The organism is Rhizobium sp. PAMB 3182 (genome assembly GCF_052908355.1).
In genome coordinates this window covers 1,232,712-1,251,799 of the sequence record NZ_CM128607.1, presented here as the reverse complement: position 1 = coordinate 1,251,799, position 19,088 = coordinate 1,232,712, and the positions used below count along the sequence as shown (strand labels likewise).

The 19,088-nt window shown below is 62.7% G+C and carries 14 protein-coding genes; 11 read left to right on the top strand and 3 right to left on the bottom strand.

Annotated elements, in window-relative coordinates:
- Positions 1 to 78 precede the first annotated feature (78 nt).
- Complete coding sequence (gene lpxK, locus ACU5AZ_RS06310; protein ID WP_446825169.1) at positions 79 to 1,188, top strand: tetraacyldisaccharide 4'-kinase; 1,110 nt, start codon at positions 79 to 81, stop codon at positions 1,186 to 1,188.
- On the opposite strand, the gene ACU5AZ_RS06305 is transcribed toward lpxK, so the two are convergent.
- Positions 1,169 to 1,813: a helix-turn-helix transcriptional regulator gene (locus ACU5AZ_RS06305; RefSeq protein WP_446825168.1), complete on the bottom strand. Its 645-nt coding sequence runs from the start codon at positions 1,811 to 1,813 to the stop codon at positions 1,169 to 1,171. The genes lpxK and ACU5AZ_RS06305 overlap by 20 nt on opposite strands.
- A gap of 59 nt (positions 1,814 to 1,872) precedes the next feature.
- Between ACU5AZ_RS06305 and ACU5AZ_RS06300 the strand changes: the two genes are divergently transcribed.
- Positions 1,873 to 3,294: an MFS transporter gene (locus tag ACU5AZ_RS06300; protein WP_446825167.1), complete on the top strand. Its 1,422-nt coding sequence runs from the start codon at positions 1,873 to 1,875 to the stop codon at positions 3,292 to 3,294.
- A 29-nt stretch (positions 3,295 to 3,323) separates the two neighbouring features.
- On the opposite strand, the gene ACU5AZ_RS06295 is transcribed toward ACU5AZ_RS06300, so the two are convergent.
- Together ACU5AZ_RS06295 and mutL are read right to left on the bottom strand one after the other, a co-directional pair.
- Positions 3,324 to 3,557: a DUF2093 domain-containing protein gene (locus tag ACU5AZ_RS06295; RefSeq protein ID WP_446825166.1), complete on the bottom strand. Its 234-nt coding sequence runs from the start codon at positions 3,555 to 3,557 to the stop codon at positions 3,324 to 3,326.
- A 56-nt stretch (positions 3,558 to 3,613) separates the two neighbouring features.
- Positions 3,614 to 5,428, bottom strand: a complete 1,815-nt coding sequence (gene mutL / locus ACU5AZ_RS06290; protein ID WP_446825165.1) for a DNA mismatch repair endonuclease MutL — start codon at positions 5,426 to 5,428, stop codon at positions 3,614 to 3,616.
- Between the two features lie 368 nt (positions 5,429 to 5,796).
- Between mutL and ACU5AZ_RS06285 the strand changes: the two genes are divergently transcribed.
- From ACU5AZ_RS06285 to nirB, 9 genes are all read left to right on the top strand, one after another.
- Positions 5,797 to 7,476, top strand: coding sequence for a response regulator (locus tag ACU5AZ_RS06285; RefSeq protein ID WP_446825164.1), 1,680 nt, complete (start codon positions 5,797 to 5,799; stop codon positions 7,474 to 7,476).
- Positions 7,477 to 7,624: 148 nt separating this feature from the next.
- A complete protein-coding gene (locus ACU5AZ_RS06280; RefSeq protein WP_446825163.1) occupies positions 7,625 to 8,998 on the top strand; it encodes a putative bifunctional diguanylate cyclase/phosphodiesterase in 1,374 nt (457 codons plus the stop codon).
- A 313-nt stretch (positions 8,999 to 9,311) separates the two neighbouring features.
- A complete protein-coding gene (locus ACU5AZ_RS06275; protein ID WP_446825162.1) occupies positions 9,312 to 10,046 on the top strand; it encodes a helix-turn-helix transcriptional regulator in 735 nt (244 codons plus the stop codon).
- A gap of 70 nt (positions 10,047 to 10,116) precedes the next feature.
- A complete protein-coding gene (locus ACU5AZ_RS06270) occupies positions 10,117 to 10,707 on the top strand; it encodes an ANTAR domain-containing response regulator (protein WP_446825161.1) in 591 nt (196 codons plus the stop codon).
- Between the two features lie 2 nt (positions 10,708 to 10,709).
- A complete protein-coding gene (locus ACU5AZ_RS06265; protein ID WP_446825160.1) occupies positions 10,710 to 11,942 on the top strand; it encodes a CmpA/NrtA family ABC transporter substrate-binding protein in 1,233 nt (410 codons plus the stop codon).
- 348 nt (positions 11,943 to 12,290) lie between these two features.
- Positions 12,291 to 13,697, top strand: coding sequence for a CmpA/NrtA family ABC transporter substrate-binding protein (locus tag ACU5AZ_RS06260; protein WP_446825159.1), 1,407 nt, complete (start codon positions 12,291 to 12,293; stop codon positions 13,695 to 13,697).
- A gap of 77 nt (positions 13,698 to 13,774) precedes the next feature.
- Positions 13,775 to 14,860: an ABC transporter permease gene (locus ACU5AZ_RS06255; RefSeq protein ID WP_446825158.1), complete on the top strand. Its 1,086-nt coding sequence runs from the start codon at positions 13,775 to 13,777 to the stop codon at positions 14,858 to 14,860.
- Positions 14,861 to 14,871: 11 nt separating this feature from the next.
- Positions 14,872 to 16,632 carry an ABC transporter ATP-binding protein gene (locus tag ACU5AZ_RS06250; protein ID WP_446825157.1) on the top strand — a complete coding sequence of 587 codons (1,761 nt, stop codon included), beginning with the start codon at positions 14,872 to 14,874 and terminating at the stop codon, positions 16,630 to 16,632.
- A gap of 4 nt (positions 16,633 to 16,636) precedes the next feature.
- Entirely contained in the window at positions 16,637 to 19,084 is a 2,448-nt protein-coding gene (nirB, locus tag ACU5AZ_RS06245; protein WP_446825156.1) for a nitrite reductase large subunit NirB, read from the top strand.
- The last annotated feature ends 4 nt before the right edge of the window (positions 19,085 to 19,088 follow it).

Below are 19,088 nucleotides of genomic sequence, written 5' to 3'. Positions count from 1 at the left end.
GATGCGACCTTCCGGAAGGGCCGCTTCGATGCTAGCTAGGTCCTTGATGACGGTTGAGGTAGAGACACGGGAGCGTCCATGATTTCGGAAGCGCCGCCCTTCTGGTGGCAAAAGGCGGACTGGCGTGCCTGGGGCCTCTATCCCTTTTCCTATCTCTACGGCGTCGTCGCCGGTGCGCGCATGCGCCGGACGAAACGCAAGTCGGTGCCCGTCCCGGTCCTCTGCGTCGGCAATTTCACGGTCGGCGGGGCCGGCAAGACGCCGACCGCGATCGCGCTCTGCCGTCAGGCGAAGGCGATGGGGCTGAAACCGGGTTTCTTGAGCCGCGGCTACGGCGGCTCGATCGACGTGCCGACGCTTGTCGATCCCGCCCATCATCTGGCAGCCCATGTCGGCGACGAGCCCCTGCTGCTGACGCGCGAGGCGCCGACCGTCATTTCCCGCAACCGCATCGACGGCGCCCGCATTCTGGCCGACATGGGTGTCGATCTGATCATCATGGATGACGGCTTCCAGAGTGCGCGTTTGGCGATCGACTTTGCGCTCGTTGTCGTCGATACCATGCGCGGCATCGGCAATGGCCACATGCTGCCCGGAGGCCCGGTGCGCGCGCCGCTCGGTCAGCAGTTGCGCATGGCCAGCGCCTTGCTGGTCGTCGGCAACGGCCATGGCGCTGACGACGTGATCCGCCGCGCCGCCCGTGCCGGTCGACCCGCCTATCTCGCCCATTCGCGCCCGCTGCCGAACCCGGAACTGTCGGGGAAGAAGGTGCTCGCCTATGCCGGCATCGCCGATCCGGCCAAGTTCTTCCGCACCCTGGAAGCGCTCGGCGCGGAAATCTGCGTGCGTCGCGAATTCGGTGACCACCAGCATCTGCAGGACGACGAGATCGCCGATCTTCTCGATCATGCGGAGGCGAACGGCTACCTGCTTGTCACCACGTCGAAGGATCACGTTCGCCTGGCGGGCCACCATGGCCGCGCCCACGAACTCGCCGAAAAGAGCCATGTCGTCGATATCGAACTGCTGTTCGACGACCAGCGGGCGCCGGGCAAAATCATCGACCAGACCGTCGTCAATTTCCGCAAGCGGCGGCTGGCGGAAACGGAGGCCGAGCGCCGCGCCGAGATGAAGAAGGCGGAAAAGGCCGAGCAGACCAAGAAGGCCTCTAAGACGCCGAAGCGTTGATTCGGTAGGTGCAGCGCCGCGCGCCGGTGACGATGTGCTCCTCGCGTTCGACGATGACGCCGTCGCCGAGGGCGGTGCGGAAGATTTCCAGTTCAGACCGGCAGAAGCCCTGGCAGGACTTCGCGGCCGCGCAGATCGGGCAGTGATTCTCGAAGAACAGATATTCGTCCGCAGAAACCGGCTGCCAGTCCGCCATGTAGCCTTCCGCCGTGCGCAACGCCGCAAGTGTCGCGATCTTCTCTCCCAGCGTCTCCTGCTTCAGGAGGGCGTCCCGGTAGTGGCTGAGGCTTTCCGCCTCGCGATGGGAGATGAGCCTGTCGAGCCCGTCCTTCCCGAACAGCGCTCGCACGGAAGCAATGAGGTCGACGGTCAGTTCCGCATGCCTGTCGGGAAACCGGCCATGCCCGTCCTCCGTCAGCTGCCAGTATTTGCGCGGTCGCCCACGGCCTTGGCGACGCGGCTCGTCGATCACCAGACCGCGGGCCTTCAGCCTGGCGAAATGCTGCTGCGCGCCGGGCGCGGTCATGCCGAGCGCGTTGCCGGTCTCTTCGGAGGTCTGCGGTCCCGATGTCTTCAACAGGTCGAGAATGCGAACCTCGGTATTCGTTTCACTGGCCGTTGACATTTTCCAAAGCGAAGGATTATTGAAAGTAATTGCTTTTAAAAATAACGGATCAATCGGCCATGGGCAAGAGCGAAAACGAAGGCGTCGCCTGGAGCGAAATCCTGACCCCGCGCTACACGGCGCCACTCGTCCTCATCTGCTTTGGCGTCTGGCTGCATGCCGCCGACGAGCTACTGGTGGCCACCATGTCGCCTTCGATCGTCGGCGAAATCGGCGGCGCGGGGCTGATCTCCTGGCTGTTCTCGCTTTACCAGCTGGGTTCGATCATCGCCGGTGCCTCCGCCGCGCTCCTGTCTTTGCGCTATGGCATCCGCAAGTCGATGGCGATCGCCGCGCTGGTGTTCGCCACCGGCTGCGGCATCGCGGCAATTGCGCCGGCCATGTGGGTGGTCCTCCTCGGCCGGCTGCTGCAGGGCCTCGGCGGCGGCGGCCTGCTGTCGCTGGCCTACATCGCGGTGGTCCTGTTCTTCCCGCCGCGCCTGTCAGTCAGGGCGATTGCGGTCATGTCGGCAATCTGGGGCATCTCGTCCTTCCTCGGTCCGCTCATCGGCGGCCTGTTTGCCGAATATCTGAGCTGGCGCGGCGGCTTCCTGTTGTTCGGCGCCAAGGCGCTGCTTCTCGCCGCCGCCATTCCGCTCGTCGCCCGTGTGGCGCCGCCGCCGAAGCTCAAGCCCGAAGAAGCCTACATTCCCTATCGGCGTCTTGCGCTGCTGGGGCTCGGCATCGTTTCGGTCTCGTTTGCCGGAACCGGCATTTCCCCTCCGCTGATGATCGTCAGCCTTCTCGTCGGTATCGGTGCGGTCGCCCTTTTCCTGAAACTCGATGCAGCGTCTGGCGAGCGCAGGCTGCTGCCGGATGGCGTGACGCGGCTGTCCACACAGGCGGGTGCCTGTCTCGGCCTCCTGTTCTTCTTCGCCTTCGCCACCATTCCGCTGGCGATCTACGCACCGCTGGCGATGAAGCTGATCCATGACATCTCGGCGGTGGAGGCCGGCTACGCGATCGCTTGCACCTCGATTGCCTGGACATTCTCCGCCATCGCCGTATCCGGTCGGCCGGAATCAGAGGACGGCAAGTTCATCCTGATCGGGCTGTCGATGGTGACGGTCGCGACGACCGGCTACGTCTTCTTCGTGCCGCATGGTTCGGTGTTCGGGATTGCCGCTTGTGCGGCGCTCGACGGCGGCGGTTTCGGCATGGCCTATGGCTTCGTGCGCCGTCGCGCCAATGCCGTCGCCGGACCCGGCGATACGGAACGCATGGCCGGCGCGCTGCCGACGATGACGCGTCTCGGATATGCGATCGGTGCGGCATTCTCCGGCATCATCGCGCATCTGGGCGGACTTGCGGATGGAATGGATGCCGCGGAGGCGGCGCACGTCAGCACCTTCGTCTTCTTGTCGGCCGTGCCGTTCGCCCTGGTCGGCTGGCTGCTCGCCTTCCGCTTCGTGCGGTCGCAAGCAAACGCGGTCACGGCCTGACGCGACGGTGAATTCGAAAGAGTAAAGGATCAGCCCTTGGCTTGAACGGGGAGGGTGCCGGCGCGCTTTTCGGCTTCCAGCGAGGCTTCGGCGTCGACATAGGCTTCCTGCCGGGCAACGCTCCAGTAACGCAACTCGTCGATGGGAATGATCTTTCCGGTCACCGCGCACACGACATGCGAACCGGGCATCAGAATCTGAAAATCGGCGCCAAGATACTTGATCTTCGCTTCGCGATTACCGCCGCCTTCAAACCGGTTCATCAATGATCTTCTCCTGAACAGTCTGGATGTTCTCATAAACCTGCGGCCATCTCAATTCAACTGCGGCCAAAAAGGCGTTCGATGTCCGCCAGCTTCAGCTCGATATAGGTCGGACGCCCGTGATTGCACTGGCCCGAACCGGGCGTCGCTTCCATCTGGCGCAGGAGCGCGTTCATCTCCTCCGCCCTGAGGCGCCGGCCGGACCGGACCGAACCGTGGCAGGCCATTGTCGCCGCGAGATAGTCGAGCCGCGCCGCCAGACCATGGGCAGTATCCCACTCGGCGATCTCGTCCGCAAGCTGGCGGACCAGACCGGCGGCGTCCATCTCGCCGAGCATGGCTGGCGTTTCCCGGACTGCAATTGCGCCCGGGCCGAAACGCTCGATCGCCAGGCCAAGCTGCTCGAACTCGTCGGCATGGGCGATCAGCCGGTCGCAGTCTTCTTCGGGCAGGTCGACGATTTCCGGAATGAGCAGGGCCTGCGAGGGAAGCCGGCGGTCCTGCAGTGCCTTGCGCATGGCTTCGAACACCAGCCGTTCGTGCGCCGCATGCTGGTCGACGATCACCAGGCCGTCCGCCGTCTGTGCGACGATATAGTTCTCGTGCACCTGCGCGCGCGCCGCACCGAGCGGAAACTGCTGGGCCGGCGCTTCGACGGACGGTGCCATCTCGGCGGTCGCGACCGGTGTCTCCGCCCGGGCCGAAGGCTGGGCGAAGGCATCGAAGGCCGATTGCCGGCTTTCGGCAAAGCCGAACGAGGCAGCGGGCGTGGAGAAGGGCCGGCTCGGCGAGGTCTGCGGGCTCCAGGGCTGTGCCGGTGTCTGCGGCTGGAAGCCGGGGCGGAAGGACCGCATCATCGCGCTCGCTCCGGTCGTCGAGGCGCGGTCGCCCTCGCGGCTCAGCGCCTCCCGTACAGCGCCGACGATCAGGCCGCGGATCAGTCCGGGATCGCGGAAGCGCACGTCGGACTTGGCCGGATGCACGTTGACGTCGACCAGCGCCGGGTCGATGCCGATCGAAAGAACCGCGACCGGATAGCGCCCGTGCGGGATCGTTTCGGCATAGGCGCCGCGGATCGCCGACAGGATGAGCTTGTCCTGCACCGGCCGGCCGTTGACGAAGGCGTATTGATGCGCCGAGTTGCCGCGATTGAAGGTCGGCACTCCGGCAAAGCCGGTCAGCGTCACGTCCTCGCGGGCGGCGTCGAGCTCGATCGCATTGTCCTTGAATTCGGCGCCGAGGATCTGCGCGATACGGGCCAGCCGGTCGTCGCCGGTCGAGGCGAGTTCGAGCGTGGACCGGTCCGAACCGGAGAGCACGAAGCGGATCTGCGGAAAGGCGATGGCCATGCGCTTCACCATCTCGGTGATCGCGCCTGCTTCCGCCCGTTCCGTCTTCAGGAATTTCAGCCGCGCCGGGGTCGCGAAGAAAAGGTCGCGCACCTCGACCACCGTGCCGGGATTGGCGGGGGCCGGGCGCACCGGCGACACCTTGCCGGCGGCAACCGTGATCGCCGCGCCTTCGGCGGCACCCTGGCTGCGGCTGGTGATCGACAGCCGGGCGACCGAGCCGATCGACGGTAACGCCTCGCCGCGAAAGCCGAGCGTGCGGATGTCGTCGAGCGTGTCATCGATCTTCGAGGTGCAGTGTCTGCGGATAGCCAGTTCAAGATCGGCCGGGCTCATGCCGCCGCCATTGTCGGTGACCCGCAGCAAGCCCTTGCCGCCGCCGGCCGTCGCGATCTCGATGCGGGTCGCCCCGGCGTCGATCGCATTCTCGATCAGCTCCTTCGCAGCGCTCGCCGGACGCTCGATGACCTCGCCGGCGGCGATCTGGTTGATCAGGGTTTCTGTCAGCTGTTTGATTGCCATCCGCGCATTTATCCGGATTCGCTGTTGGGCGCAAAGCGGCCCGCAATTCGCCGCTCGTCTTTGCTGGACGAGAAGTCGCTGAAAATGGTGCCGGAACTGCCAATCGACAATTAAGGCAGCTTTAAGACTATCATGGGAAGAATTCGCTTGGGTTGAAATGACCGAAGGCAGCCGGCTTCGCCGGAAAGATCCATGGAGACAGGCTGGTCGTCTCCAAAGATGGACCGAACCATGCCTTTTCAACTCTTGCACCAGCATGTTCCCCCAACTTTTTCCCTTTCTGCGGGCAGATTTTCGTGCCGCGAAATTGATTGCAATGCGTCAGGAGTGGTCCGGATGCCGACCGGATTCGAGACAGGATATGCGTCATGACGAGTGACGGACCAGAGGTCCAGAGCTTGAGTGCTGATGTGATGAAGGCGGTTTTCGATGGAACCGCGATGGCCGTCATCCTGTGCGACAAGAACGACCATATCGCCTTTGTCGGGCCACAGATCACCAACTTCTTTCCCCTCTCCGACGAGATCATGAAGGGCGGCGTGAGGCTGCGCGATTTCCTTGGCGCAATCTACGACAGCCGTCCGACTGCGGACTGGCGCATGGCAAACGGCGACGCCGCGCTCAGCCGCGCGGAATGGGTGGCCGAACGCCTGGCGCTGCATTGGCGCGAGCGGTACGAAACGGAGGAGGGCCTGGGCAACGGCCGCTGGATCCGCTGGACCAAGCGGCGTCTCGCCAATGGCTACGGCGTTGCGGTCATCGTCGATGTCTCCGAAGATCACAATCGCGAGGAACAGTGGCGCGCCGATCTCGAGCGGGTGCAGCTGACCGAGGAAATTCTCGACAGCTTTCCCTTCCCCCTTTGCGTCAAGGACAAGGACCTCATCTACGTGGCCGCCAACCGGGCCTTTTGCCGGCTGCAGGGCCGGTCGCCGGAAGAGCTCATTGGCAGGCATGTGTCCGATTTCCTGCCGCTGCATCACGCAGAGATCATCGATGCGGCCGACCGCTATGTCATGGACAGCGGCACCGCTCATAACCAGCACCAGAGACTTTTGAGTGCCGAAGGGCACGAGCTCCCGGTTCTTGCCCGCAAGATCAGGGTCGGCAAGCCCGGACGCTACCTGCTGGTGACGGTGCTTGAGGATCTGTCCGATTTCCTGACGCCGGACGGTATCGCGAGAAAGGGGGCGTTCAAGCTGGACGTCGACTGGCCAAGGATCGACAATTCCGGCATGACCCGCGCGGACCCGGCGATATGGCCGATTATGGACGGTGGCGATGGCAGCCGCCTGAAAGGCAGGAAGATCCTGCTTGTCGGGTGCGGCGGCATGCAGGCGATCGCCATCGAGCAACTCGGGGCGATGGAGGCGGAGGCCTGCTGCGTCGACACGCTCGGCGAACTCGAGCTTTTTCTCGACATGGCGGCCAACTGCGGCGTCCGGATCGATATTGTTGTCGTCAACAGCGATCTGGGCATCGAATATCTGGAGATGGCGGAAAACTTCGGGATTCCGGCGATTGGCTGCGATCTGCTGCAGTTCGACGCGAACCTGCCGAGCCTCGTCGCCCGCCACTTCTGCAATGAGGGCAATGCGGCGGGGGAAGATCTCGACGACGGGGACTGGGAAATTTCGACAGATGCCGGCACGGGTGGGGCAGAGGTGCTGGTTGTCGAGGACAACGAGGTCAATCGCATCGTCTTCCGGCACCTTTTGGAGGGGATCGGCTGTGCCTATGTCCTCGCCGGTGACGGCGTGGAGGCGGTAAGCCTGTGGAACGAGCACCGGCCGTCACTGGTCCTGATGGACATTTCGTTGCCCGACATCGACGGGTTCGAGGCTTGCCGGCAGATCCGCGTCCTGGAAGAGGGCGAGGAGGTTCGCACGCCGATCATCGGAGTCCTGGCGCATGTGTCCGAGAGTGATGAGAGGCGTTGCATGGAGGCGGGCATGGACGGCAGCATCTGCAAGCCGTTGAGTCCGGCGGTCATCGCCGGTCTGCTGGCGCAATACGGCCGGCGCGACGGGTTCTCGGCAACCGGCTGAGCGGCTTATCTGCCGCAGACCTATATAAAATGGGGGATTATAACCTGTAGGGCGGGCGCGGCCCTCACTATGGGTTTGTTAATATATCCATATCATTTTTGGACAGATGGATCGGCAGGATGCACATCCGACCGCGTCAGATACAAAAATGATTGGAAAAGCCGTGCTGTCGGATACGAATGCCGCGGGGGAGCAGAAGCTGCAGCAGACCGTCTACACGGATGCGCTCACCGGTCTTGGCAACCGCAATCGATTTTACGACAAGGTGTGCCAGCTTGCTGCCGAGCGCGCCGCCGATCCCGCACCCTTTACCATCGGTATTACCAATCTCGACGGCTTCAAGCCGATCAATGACCTCTTCGGCGCCGCCGCCGGCGACGAGATCCTGTGTCAGGTCGCCCATCGCCTGAAGGCCTGCGCGCCCGACGGCGCAACCGTCACCAGGCACGACGGCGACAGTTTTGCCTTCGTCCTGCCGCTCGTCTTCGAGCAGTCCGGTGCGCAGAAGGTCGGACGCATGATCCGTGACGTGCTTTCGGCGCCCTACGATCTTGGTGGACGCAATGTCCGTTTGTCGGCCTCCTTCGGCTTCTCGGTCCATCCGTTTGCCGGCGAGGGCTATGCCGAACTCCTCAAGAATGCCGAGACGGCGCTCTACCGGTCCAAGCGCCGTGGCCGCGGACAGGTCACGGTCTATTCCGAAGAGATCGCCGAGGAGATGCGCCGCGCCACCCAGCTCGAGCAGGCGCTTCGCAACGCCATCATCGCGGATTCCGTCGATACCTATTTCCAGCCGATCGTCGATCTGGCGAGCGAGACGGTGGTCGGCTTCGAGGCGCTGGCCCGCTGGAACGATCCAGAGCTCGGTTTCGTGTCCCCGGCCGTCTTCATTCCGCTCGCCGAGGAGCGGGGCTTCATCGATGCCCTTTCGGAATCCCTTCTGCGCAAGGCGGCGGAAGCCGCACTTGGCTGGCCGCGCGACCTCTTCCTGTCCTTCAACCTGTCCTCCGCGCAGCTGACCGATACCAGCACGACCCGAACGATCCTCTCCATCCTTGGGCGAATCGGCTTCGATCCGCATCGCCTGGAGCTGGAAATCACCGAGACGGCGATGATGACGTCAGCCGAAACGGCACACAAGATCATCACCAGCCTGCGCGCTGCGGGCGTCGGCATTTCGCTGGACGATTTCGGTGCCGGGCAGTCGAGCCTCGGGCGGCTTAGGGAGTTTTCCTTCGACAAGGTCAAGATCGACCGGGCTTTCGTGTCCTGCATCGCGACCGACAAGGCCTCCGAGCATATCGTCCGGGCGATCGTCACCATGTGCGCAGGCCTCGAGCTGAACGTGGTGGCGGAGGGAATCGAGAACGCTGCCGAAGCGGAAATCCTCAAGTCCCTTGGCTGCGGCATGGGGCAGGGATACTTTTACGGAAGGCCGATGACGGCCGCCGATACCTTGCGATACCTTCATGATGCGGGCATGAGCCAGTCCGTTTATCCATCACTCAGAATAAGGACCTGACACGGTCACATATCTCGTTATGCTGTGATGTCGAATCGGTTGTGTCGTCGGTGGGGACAGGCGGCATCGAACGGCATAGTTCTTATATTTTAGTCAAATATTATATAATGATTGTTTGCTGCGCAGGCAGGAAGGTCGTGACCAGCTAAGGCAACCAGGTCGTTCCACGGTCGGTGCTTGCCTGTCCGGAACCCGCATGTTGCAAAGTTTTTTCAGCTGTGTCTGGAATTGCGTCTGCCATGCAACTGGGGATTGGGCTATCGGTGACAAATCATTCCGCTCATCGCCGCAGCGGACTGTTTGAGAGGGATTAATGTCAGACACTGCTCATCCTGAAACGGGGATCGAGAAATTTGCCGCGGAAATCCCGGCATTGAAGACCCAGTTCGATATCTTTCGTCTGATGCGCCGGATCACGGAAGGCTTCGGTGCCCGAGGCTTCCTGGTGCTCAATATGCCGGAGGCGGTGTCGTCGAACCTCTCCGCAAACTCGGTGATCACCAACTGGCCGGCCGAGCTCCTGGCGTCTTATGATGCCGAGGGGATGCTGAAGGACAGCCCGGTGATCCGGAGGCTGCGCACCTCCACGGTGCCATTTCGTTACGATGTCAACGAGATCAACACCGACCGCGCAGACGGCAAGGAACTGATCGCCCGCAACCTGTTCATTCGCCACGGGCTGGCCCGTGGTGCCTATTTCCCTGTTCACGAATTTTCCGGCACCCGCGGCGCGATATCCTTTTCGGGCGACCGCGCGCCCTTCACCGATGGCGAAATGCGCGATCTCGCCTATCTGTCCACGCTGATCTACGACCACATGGCTGCGATCCGGACGACCGACGAGCGTGTCTCGAAAACCTTGACGGACCGCGAGATCGATTGCCTGACCTGGACCGCGGCAGGCAAGACGAGCGCCGAGATCGCCGAAATCCTCGGCCTGTCCGAGCATACCATCAACCACTACCTCAACCGTGCGACGAAGAAGCTCGACACGGTCAACCGTACGCAGGCAGTGGTCAAGGCGATGCGCACAGGGATTATCCGCTAACCGTGACGACGCAGGCCGCAATGACCTTTTTTGCGTTGCGAAAAAGTGCGAACTGTTGGATGGTCCCGCCATGCAGAGCAAAGCCTTGGCCATCCTCGTCATCGATGAGAATACCTTGCGTGCGTCGATCATCGAGGCAGGCCTGAGGGCTGCCGGGCATGACAATGTCACCGTCCTGCACGAGGTCATCGGTGTCGCGCGCGAAATCGAACGCGTGCAGCCGGACGTGATCGTCATCGATCTGGAAAACCCGAATCGCGACATGCTCGAAAGCATGTTCCAGTTGTCCCGCTCCGTCAGGCGCCCGATCGCCATGTTCGTCGACCGGTCCGACGACGGCATGATCGAGGCGGCGGTGGATGCCGGCGTCTCGGCCTATGTGGTCGATGGCCTGCGCCAGGAACGGGTCAAGCCCATCCTCGACATGGCGATCAGCCGCTTCAATGCGTTTTCGCGCATGGCGCGGGAGCTTGAAGAGGCGCGCACGGAGCTTGAAAGCCGCAAGATCGTCGACCGCGCCAAGTCCATTTTGATGAAGTCGCGCGGGATGTCCGAAGACGAGGCCTACAAGCTCTTGAGAAAGACGGCGATGAACCAGAACCGCAAGATTTCCGATATCGCGCAGAGCCTGATCGTCGCGGCCGGGCTGCTGGAGGGCTAGGCATGAGGGATTTTCCGGAAATCACCGTCGGTTTCATGCCTTTGCTCGACAGCGCCGTCCTCATCGCCGCGGTGGAAAAAGGTTTCGTCAGCGACGAGAACGTCGTCGCCAATCTCGTCCGGGAAAGCTCCTGGGCCAATATCCGCGACCGGATCGCGGTCGGACATTTCCAGGCGGCGCACATGCTGGCGCCGATGCCGATCAGCTCCAACCTCGGCCTTTCGCCCTTGTCGGTTCCCCTGATCGCGCCCATGGCGCTGGGGCTCGGCGGCAATGCGGTGACGGTGTCGAATGCCTTGTTCAAGGCGATGGAGGAGGAGGGCTGCTCAGGCGACCTCGATCCGGCCACCGCCGGCGTGGCGCTGAAATCGGTCATCGCCAAGCGGCGGGCGGCGGGCGGCGATGGTCCCCGTTTCGCCGTCGTCCACCCGTTCTCGGGACATAATTACGAACTGCGCTATTGGCTCGCGGCCTGCGGTATCGATCCGGACAGGGATGTCGAGATCGCGGTCGTGCCGCCGCCGCTGATGGCCGACGCACTGCGTTCCGGCCGCGTCGACGGCTATTGCGTCGGCGAACCCTGGAACACGATTGCCGTCGATCAGGGCATTGGCCGGATCGTCACCGTCAAGGCGCGCATCTGGCGCAACAGCCCGGAAAAGGTTCTCGGCGTCGCCAGGAAATGGGCCGACGACAACCGGCCCGTTTTGGAAGCGTTTCTGCGAGCCCTCTACCGGGCCGGCGAGTGGTGCGCGAAACCGGAAAACGCGGTCGAACTGGCGTCGATCCTGTCGGACCCGCGATGGCTCGGCATCGAGGAGCGGCTTTTGCTGCCGGCATTGACCGACAGCCTTGTGGTCGGCCCGAAAACCCTGATCGAGATCGACGACTTCTTCGTGCTGCACCAGAAGGCGGCGGCGTTTCCATGGCAGAGCCACGCTTTGTGGTTCTACAGCCAGATGGTGCGTTGGGGGCATTGCAATCATTCCGCCAACAATGTGCTGATCGCCAGGGACAGCTATCGGCCCGACATCTACCGTCAGGCGTTGCGACCTCTCTTCGCGCCGCTGCCCGGCGCCAATCTCAAGGTCGAGGGCGCGCTCTCCGCCGCCACGCCGGTGGGCGCGTCGAATGCCGGGCTGGTGCTGGGGCCGGACGGCTTTTTCGACGGGCGAACTTTCGATCCGGACATGCTGGATGCCTACATCGCCAGCCAGCGGCGTGTTGAAAAATAAATCAGGATCACGTCCAAATATTGTGCAATGCCTATAATTACGCCTTCGGCATGGAGGCTGAGAATTGCCCATATTTGCGTCATTTAGGCTATCAGACTGTTTTTAAAGTATAAAAATTTCATATTGCCAACTGGCATGATTCCTGCTTGTATAAGTTCAGGTCCAGAGGGGGCCACAAAAAACAGATAACATCTGCGTCCAGCGTCGGGCGCTCGAAGGCAAGGCTGCCAAACCGTTTCCACACTCCACGGGAGTTGTTGAGACTGGTTCGGCAGCCTTTTTCGTTTGTTCTCTTCAATCTTACTCGGCCGTTGGAACTCCCACCATCGGCACATCGGAGGCAGGGAAATGAAAGTTACGAAAAGAACCGTCCTGAAATTCGGCTCGGTCGTTGCGGCGGCCAGCCTGCTGCCGGGCGTCATGCCGTCGGCGCGCGCCAGGGCCGAGAGCCTGGACGTGGAGAAGGACGAACTGAAGCTCGGCTTCATCAAGCTGACCGACATGGCGCCGCTGGCGATTGCCTATGAAAAGGGCTTCTTCGAGGATGAGGGCTTGTTCGTGACGCTCGAAGCCCAGGCCAACTGGAAGGTTCTGCTCGACCGCGTCATCACCGGCGAACTGGACGGCGCCCACATGCTGGCCGGCCAGCCGCTCGCCGCCACCATCGGCTTCGGCACCAAGGCCCATATCGTCACGCCCTTCTCGATGGACCTGAACGGCAATGCGATCACCGTTTCCAATGCCATCTGGCAGATGATGAAGGAGCACGTTCCGGTCGGCGACGACGGCAAGCCGGTGCACCCGATCAAGGCGGATGCGCTGAAACCGGTCGTCGACAAGTACAAGATGGAAGGCAAGCCGTTCAACATGGGCATGGTCTTCCCGGTTTCCACCCACAATTACGAGCTGCGCTACTGGCTGGCCTCCGGCGGCATCAATCCGGGCTTCTATTCGACCACCGACATTTCCGGCCAGATCAAGGCCGACGCGCTGTTGTCCGTCACCCCGCCGCCGCAGATGCCGGCGACGCTGGAGGCCGGCACCATCCTCGGCTACTGTGTCGGCGAGCCGTGGAACCAGGCAGCCGTCTTCAAGGGCATCGGCGTTCCGGTCATCACAGACTACGAGATCTGGAAGAACAATCCGGAGAAGGTCTTCGGCATGACCGCCGAATTCGTCGAGAAGAACCCGAACACCGTGCTGGCGCTCACCAAGGCGCTGATCCGTGCCGCCATGTGGCTCGACGAAAACAACAACGCCAACCGCGAAGAAGCCGTGCAGATCCTGTCGCAGCCGCAATATGTCGGCGCCGACGCCAAGGTCATCGCCAACTCCATGACCGGCACCTTCGAATACGAGAAGGGCGACAAGCGCGACGTTCCGGACTTCAACGTCTTCTTCCGCGACAACGCCACCTATCCCTTCTACTCCGACGCCATCTGGTATCTGACCCAGATGCGCCGCTGGGGCCAGATTCCGGAATACAAGGACGACAGCTGGTACGCCGATACCGCCAAGTCCGTCTACAAGCCGGACATCTACATGCAGGCAGCCCAGCTGCTGATCGATGAGGGCAAGGCGAAGAAGGAAGACTTCCCCTTCGGTTCCGACGGTTACCGTCCACCGGTCCCGGCCTCCGATTTCATCGACGGCATTGCCTACGATGGCAAGCAGCCGAACGCCTACATCGATGCCATGAAGATCGGCCTGAAGGACCACCAGATCGTCGACGGCACCGACATCGTCAACGGCTGACACCGCTTTCCGGCCGGAGCGGATGCTGCGGCCGGACCCATTCTCACCAACAGCATGCAAGATCGAGGTTTTGAACCATGGCCGATGCCACCATTGCATTCGACGAAAGCGATAGCCGCCGCGCCGAACGCCGCGAAAGGGCTTTTCAGCGCATCAACAGGCTGGGCCGCTGGCTGGACGCGCTGGGACTGGCCTTCGTCACGCCGCTCCTGAAGATCGCTGCCGGCGACAACATTGCCGAGCAACTGCAGGAGTTGAAGCGAGTCCTCATCATTCCGCTTGTCGGTATCGTCCTGTTCCTGGGCGCCTGGTCCGTGCTGGCGCCGCAGGTCAAGACCTCGCTCGGCGCCATTCCGGGTCCGCTCGCAGTCTGGGAGCAGGCCGGCGTGATGTGGGCCGACTACAAGGCGGAAGGGCTGAAGGCCGATGAATTCTACGCCCGCCAGGACGAGCGCAATGCCAAGTACAAGGAAGAAGGCAAGCTCGACCGGATCAAGTATCGCACCTACACCGGCCAGCCGACCTATATCTCGCAGATTACAACCTCGCTTCTGACCGTCGGCCTCGGCTTCCTCATCGCCACCCTGATCGCCGTGCCGCTCGGCATCGCATCGGGCCTCTCGCGCACCTTCAACGGCGCGATCAATCCGCTGATCCAGATCTTCAAGCCGGTCTCGCCGCTCGCCTGGCTGCCGATCGTCACGATGATCGTCGCCGCGACCTACGAGAACCCGTATGATTTCATGCCGAAGTCTCTGGTCATCTCCGCCGTTACCGTGACGCTCTGTTCGCTCTGGCCGACGCTGATCAACACGGCGCTCGGTGTCGCCTCGATCGACAAGGACCTCGTCAATGTCGGCAAGGTGCTGCAGCTTTCCACCTGGACGACGGTGCGCAAGCTGGTGCTGCCGTCCGCGCTGCCGCTGATCTTCACCGGTCTGAGGCTCTCCCTCGGTGTGGGCTGGATGGTGCTGATCGCCGCTGAAATGCTGGCGCAGAACCCGGGCCTCGGCAAGTTCGTCTGGGACGAGTTCCAGAACGGCTCCTCGGATTCGCTCGCCCGCATCATGCTCGCCGTCTTCACCATCGGCATCATCGGTTTCGTGCTCGACCGCATCATGTATGCGCTCCAGCAGGCCTTCACCTTCTCGTCGAACCGGTAGGGGAGGGTATAATGACCATTCTCGAAATCTCCGGCGCGTCGAAAAGCTTCGGCTCGGGCAAGACCCGCAACGACGTGCTGGACGACGTCAACCTGAAAGTGGCCGAAGGGGAATTCATCGCCATCGTCGGCTTCTCCGGATCCGGCAAGTCGACGCTGATCTCGCTTCTCGCCGGCCTGTCGCGGCCGGACACCGGCGCGGTGCTCTTCAAGGGGCGTGAAGTGACCGGCCCCGATCCGGAACGCGGCGTCGTCTTTCAGTCCTACGCGCTGATGCCGTGGCTGACCGTCTGGGGCAACGTTTCGCTGGCAGTCGACAGCGTCCACAAGAGCCTTGGCAAGTCCGAGCGCCGGGCCCTGGCGGAAAAGTATATCGAGATGGTCGGCCTCGGTCATGCCGTCGATCGCCGCCCGGCGGAACTCTCCGGCGGTATGCGCCAGCGTGTCTCCGTCGCCCGGGCGCTTGCCATGCAGCCGGAAATTCTGCTGCTCGACGAGCCGCTGTCGGCGCTCGACGCGCTGACCCGCGCCAAGCTGCAGGACGAGTTCGCCGAAATCTGCGAGCGCGAGAAGAAGACCATCGTCCTCATCACCAACGATGTCGACGAGGCCATCCTGCTTGCCGACCGTATCATTGCCCTGACGCCCGGCCCGAAGGCCACCCTGGGCAAGAGCTTTGCGGTCAGCCTGGCCCGGCCACGCGCCCGCGCCGAGATGAACCACGACGAGGATTTCATCCGCATCCGTGCCGAGGTCACCGAATATCTCATGGATCTGGGCACGAAACGCGGCAGCGAGACGGAAAACGACATCGTCCTGCCGAACGTCGTTCCGATCACCCAGAAGCCCGCGGCCGAAAGGCTGCCTGCCGCCTACGAGAAGGCGGCCCAGACCGTCACCGAGAAGCGCTTCGTCGAATTCTACGACGTCAAGAAGGTCTATCCGACGCCGAAGGGGCCGCTGACCGTTGTCGACGGCTTCGAGCTAAAGATGGACAAGGGCGAGTTCATCTCGATCATCGGCCATTCCGGCTGCGGCAAGTCCACCGTCCTGTCGATGGTCGCGGGGCTGAACAAGATTTCCTCGGGCGGCATCGTGCTCGACGGCAAGGAAATCAGCGGCGCCGGACCGGACCGCGCGGTGGTCTTCCAGGCGCCGTCGCTGATGCCGTGGCTGACGGCGCGCGAGAATGTCGCGCTCGGCGTCGACAAGGTCTATCCGGACGCGACGCCTGCCGAGCGCAAGGATATCGTCGAATACTACCTGCACCGCGTCGGCCTCGGCGACGCCATGCATCGTCACGCCGCCGATCTGTCGAACGGCATGAAGCAGCGCGTCGGCATTGCCCGCGCCTTTGCGCTGTCGCCCAAGCTCCTGCTGCTCGACGAGCCCTTCGGCATGCTCGACAGCCTGACGCGCTGGGAGTTGCAGGAAGTGCTGATGGACGTGTGGAAACGCACCAAGGTCACGGCCATCTGCGTCACCCATGATGTCGATGAGGCGATCCTGCTCGCCGACCGCGTGGTGATGATGTCGAACGGTCCGAATGCCAGGATCGGCAACATCATGGAGGTCGACCTGCCGCGTCCGCGCACCCGCAAGGCGCTGCTCGCCCACCCCGACTATTACGCCTATCGCGAGGAACTCCTCGATTTTTTGGAAGCCTATGAAGGCGGCGCCGATCCCAGCGCCGAGCAACTGCAATCAATTCAGGAAAAACGCGCCGCCCGCATCGCCCGTCAGAAGGCGGCGGCCATGGAAGCTGCGGAGTAAACTCATGACAAAGAAGCTTGTCATCATTGGTAACGGCATGGCGCCAGGCCGCATGCTGGACGAATTGTTCGAAAAGGCCCCCGGCCTCTACGACGTCACGATCTTCAACGCCGAGCCGCGCGTCAATTACGACCGCATCATGCTCTCGCCGGTTCTTTCCGGCGAAAAGGCCTATGAGGACATCATCATCCACACGGATGAATGGTATGCCGCGCACGGCGTGACGCTGCACAAGGGCGCGAAGGTCGCGAAGATCGATCGCGAGGCAAAGACGGTGACCGCGGAAAACGGTGTCGCCGCCTCTTACGACAAGCTGGTGATCGCCACCGGCTCCTCGCCCTTCATCATCCCGGTACCGGGCCATGATCTGCCCGGCGTTCTCGCCTATCGCGACCTCGACGACGTATCGAAGATGCTCGACATCGCGGCGCGCAAGGGCAGGGCGGTCGTCATCGGCGGCGGCCTGCTCGGCCTCGAAGCCGCCTATGGTCTCAAGCGCCAGGGCATGGAGGTGACCGTCATCCACCTCATGCCGACGATCATGGAACGCCAGCTCGATCCGGCGGCCGCCTATCTTCTTGAAAAGGCGCTCACCGAACGCGGCATCGAGATCATCACCAAGGCCAATACCAAGCGCATCATCGGCGAGGACAAGGTCACCGGCATCGAGCTCGAAGACGGCCGTATCATTGACGCCGATATGGTGGTGATGGCGGTCGGCATTCGCCCGGCCTCCGGCCTTGCCAAGGATGCCGGCATCGCCTGCAACCGCGGTATCGTCGTCGACGACGGCATGATGACCTCCGATCCGGATGTCTACGCTCTCGGCGAATGCGCCGAACACCGCGGCATCTGCTACGGTCTCGTCGCGCCGCTTTACGAAAGCGCGCGCGTGCTCGCCGATCGCCTGACCGGCGGCAGCGGCGAATACCAGGGTTCGGTCGTCAACACCAAGCTGAAGGTCACCGGCATCAACCTCTTCTCGGCCGGTGATTTCGCTGATGGCGACGACCGCCAGGAGATCGTGCTGCGCGATGCCAATGCCGGCGTCTACAAGCGGCTGATCCTCAAGGACAACCGGATCATCGGCGCCGTTCTCTACGGCGAGACTGCTGACGGCTCCTGGTTCTTCGACCTGATGAAACGCCAGGTCGACATTACTGAAATGCGCGACACGCTGATCTTCGGCCAGGCTTACCAGGGCGGTGCCCAGCTGGACCCTACGGCGGCCGTTGCAGCCTTGCCGGATGATGCGGAAATCTGCGGCTGCAACGGCGTATGCAAATCCAAGATCACCGGCACGATCACGGCCAAGGGGCTGACGACGCTCGACGAAGTCCGCGCCCACACCAAGGCGTCGGCCTCCTGCGGCTCCTGCACCCATCTTGTCGAACAACTGATGGCCGTCACGCTCGGCGACAGCTACAATCCGCAGGCCGTCAAGCCGATGTGCGGCTGCACCGACTTCAGCCACGACGACGTGCGCCGGCTGATCGTCGCCAAGAAGCTGAAGACGATCCCTGCCGTCATGCAGGAGCTCGAATGGAAGACCTCCTGCGGCTGCGCCAAGTGCCGGCCGGCGCTCAACTACTACCTCGTCTGCGACTGGCCGGATGAATATGCCGACGACTACCAGTCGCGCTTCATCAATGAGCGCGTCCACGCCAACATCCAGAAGGATGGCACCTATTCCGTCGTGCCGCGCATGTGGGGCGGCGTAACGTCTTCGGCTGAACTGCGCGCCATCGCCGATGTCGTCGACAAGTTCAACATCCCGACGGTCAAGGTCACCGGCGGCCAGCGCATCGACATGCTGGGCATCCACAAGGAAGACCTGCCGGCCGTATGGGCCGATCTCGGCAAGGCCGGCTTCGTCTCCGGCCAGGCCTATGCCAAGGGCCTGCGGACGGTGAAGACCTGCGTAGGCTCCGACTGGTGCCGCTTCGGCACGCAGGATTCAACCGGGCTCGGTATCCGGCTGGAGAAATTCATGTGGGGTTCCTGGACCCCGGCCAAGGTGAAGCTCGCCGTTTCCGGCTGTCCGCGCAATTGCGCGGAAGCGACCTGCAAGGACGTCGGCGTCATCTGCGTCGACAGTGGCTATGAAATCCACTTCGCCGGAGCCGCGGGCCTCGACATCAAGGGCACGGAAGTCCTGGGCCTCGTGAAAACCGAGGAGGAGGCGCTCGAATACATCGTTGCCCTGACGCAGATGTACCGTGAGCAGGGCCACTATCTCGAGCGCATCTACAAGTGGGCCAAACGCATCGGCTACGACGAGGTCCGCCGCCAGATCATGGACGATGCCGAAAAGCGCAAGGCCTATTTCGACCGCTTCGTCTTCAGCCAGAAATTCGCGCAGGTCGACCCCTGGTCGGAACGCGTGTCCGGCAAGGACAAGCATGAGTTCAAGCCGATGGCGAGCGTCGGCTATTCCGCAGCCGCCGAATAAGGGG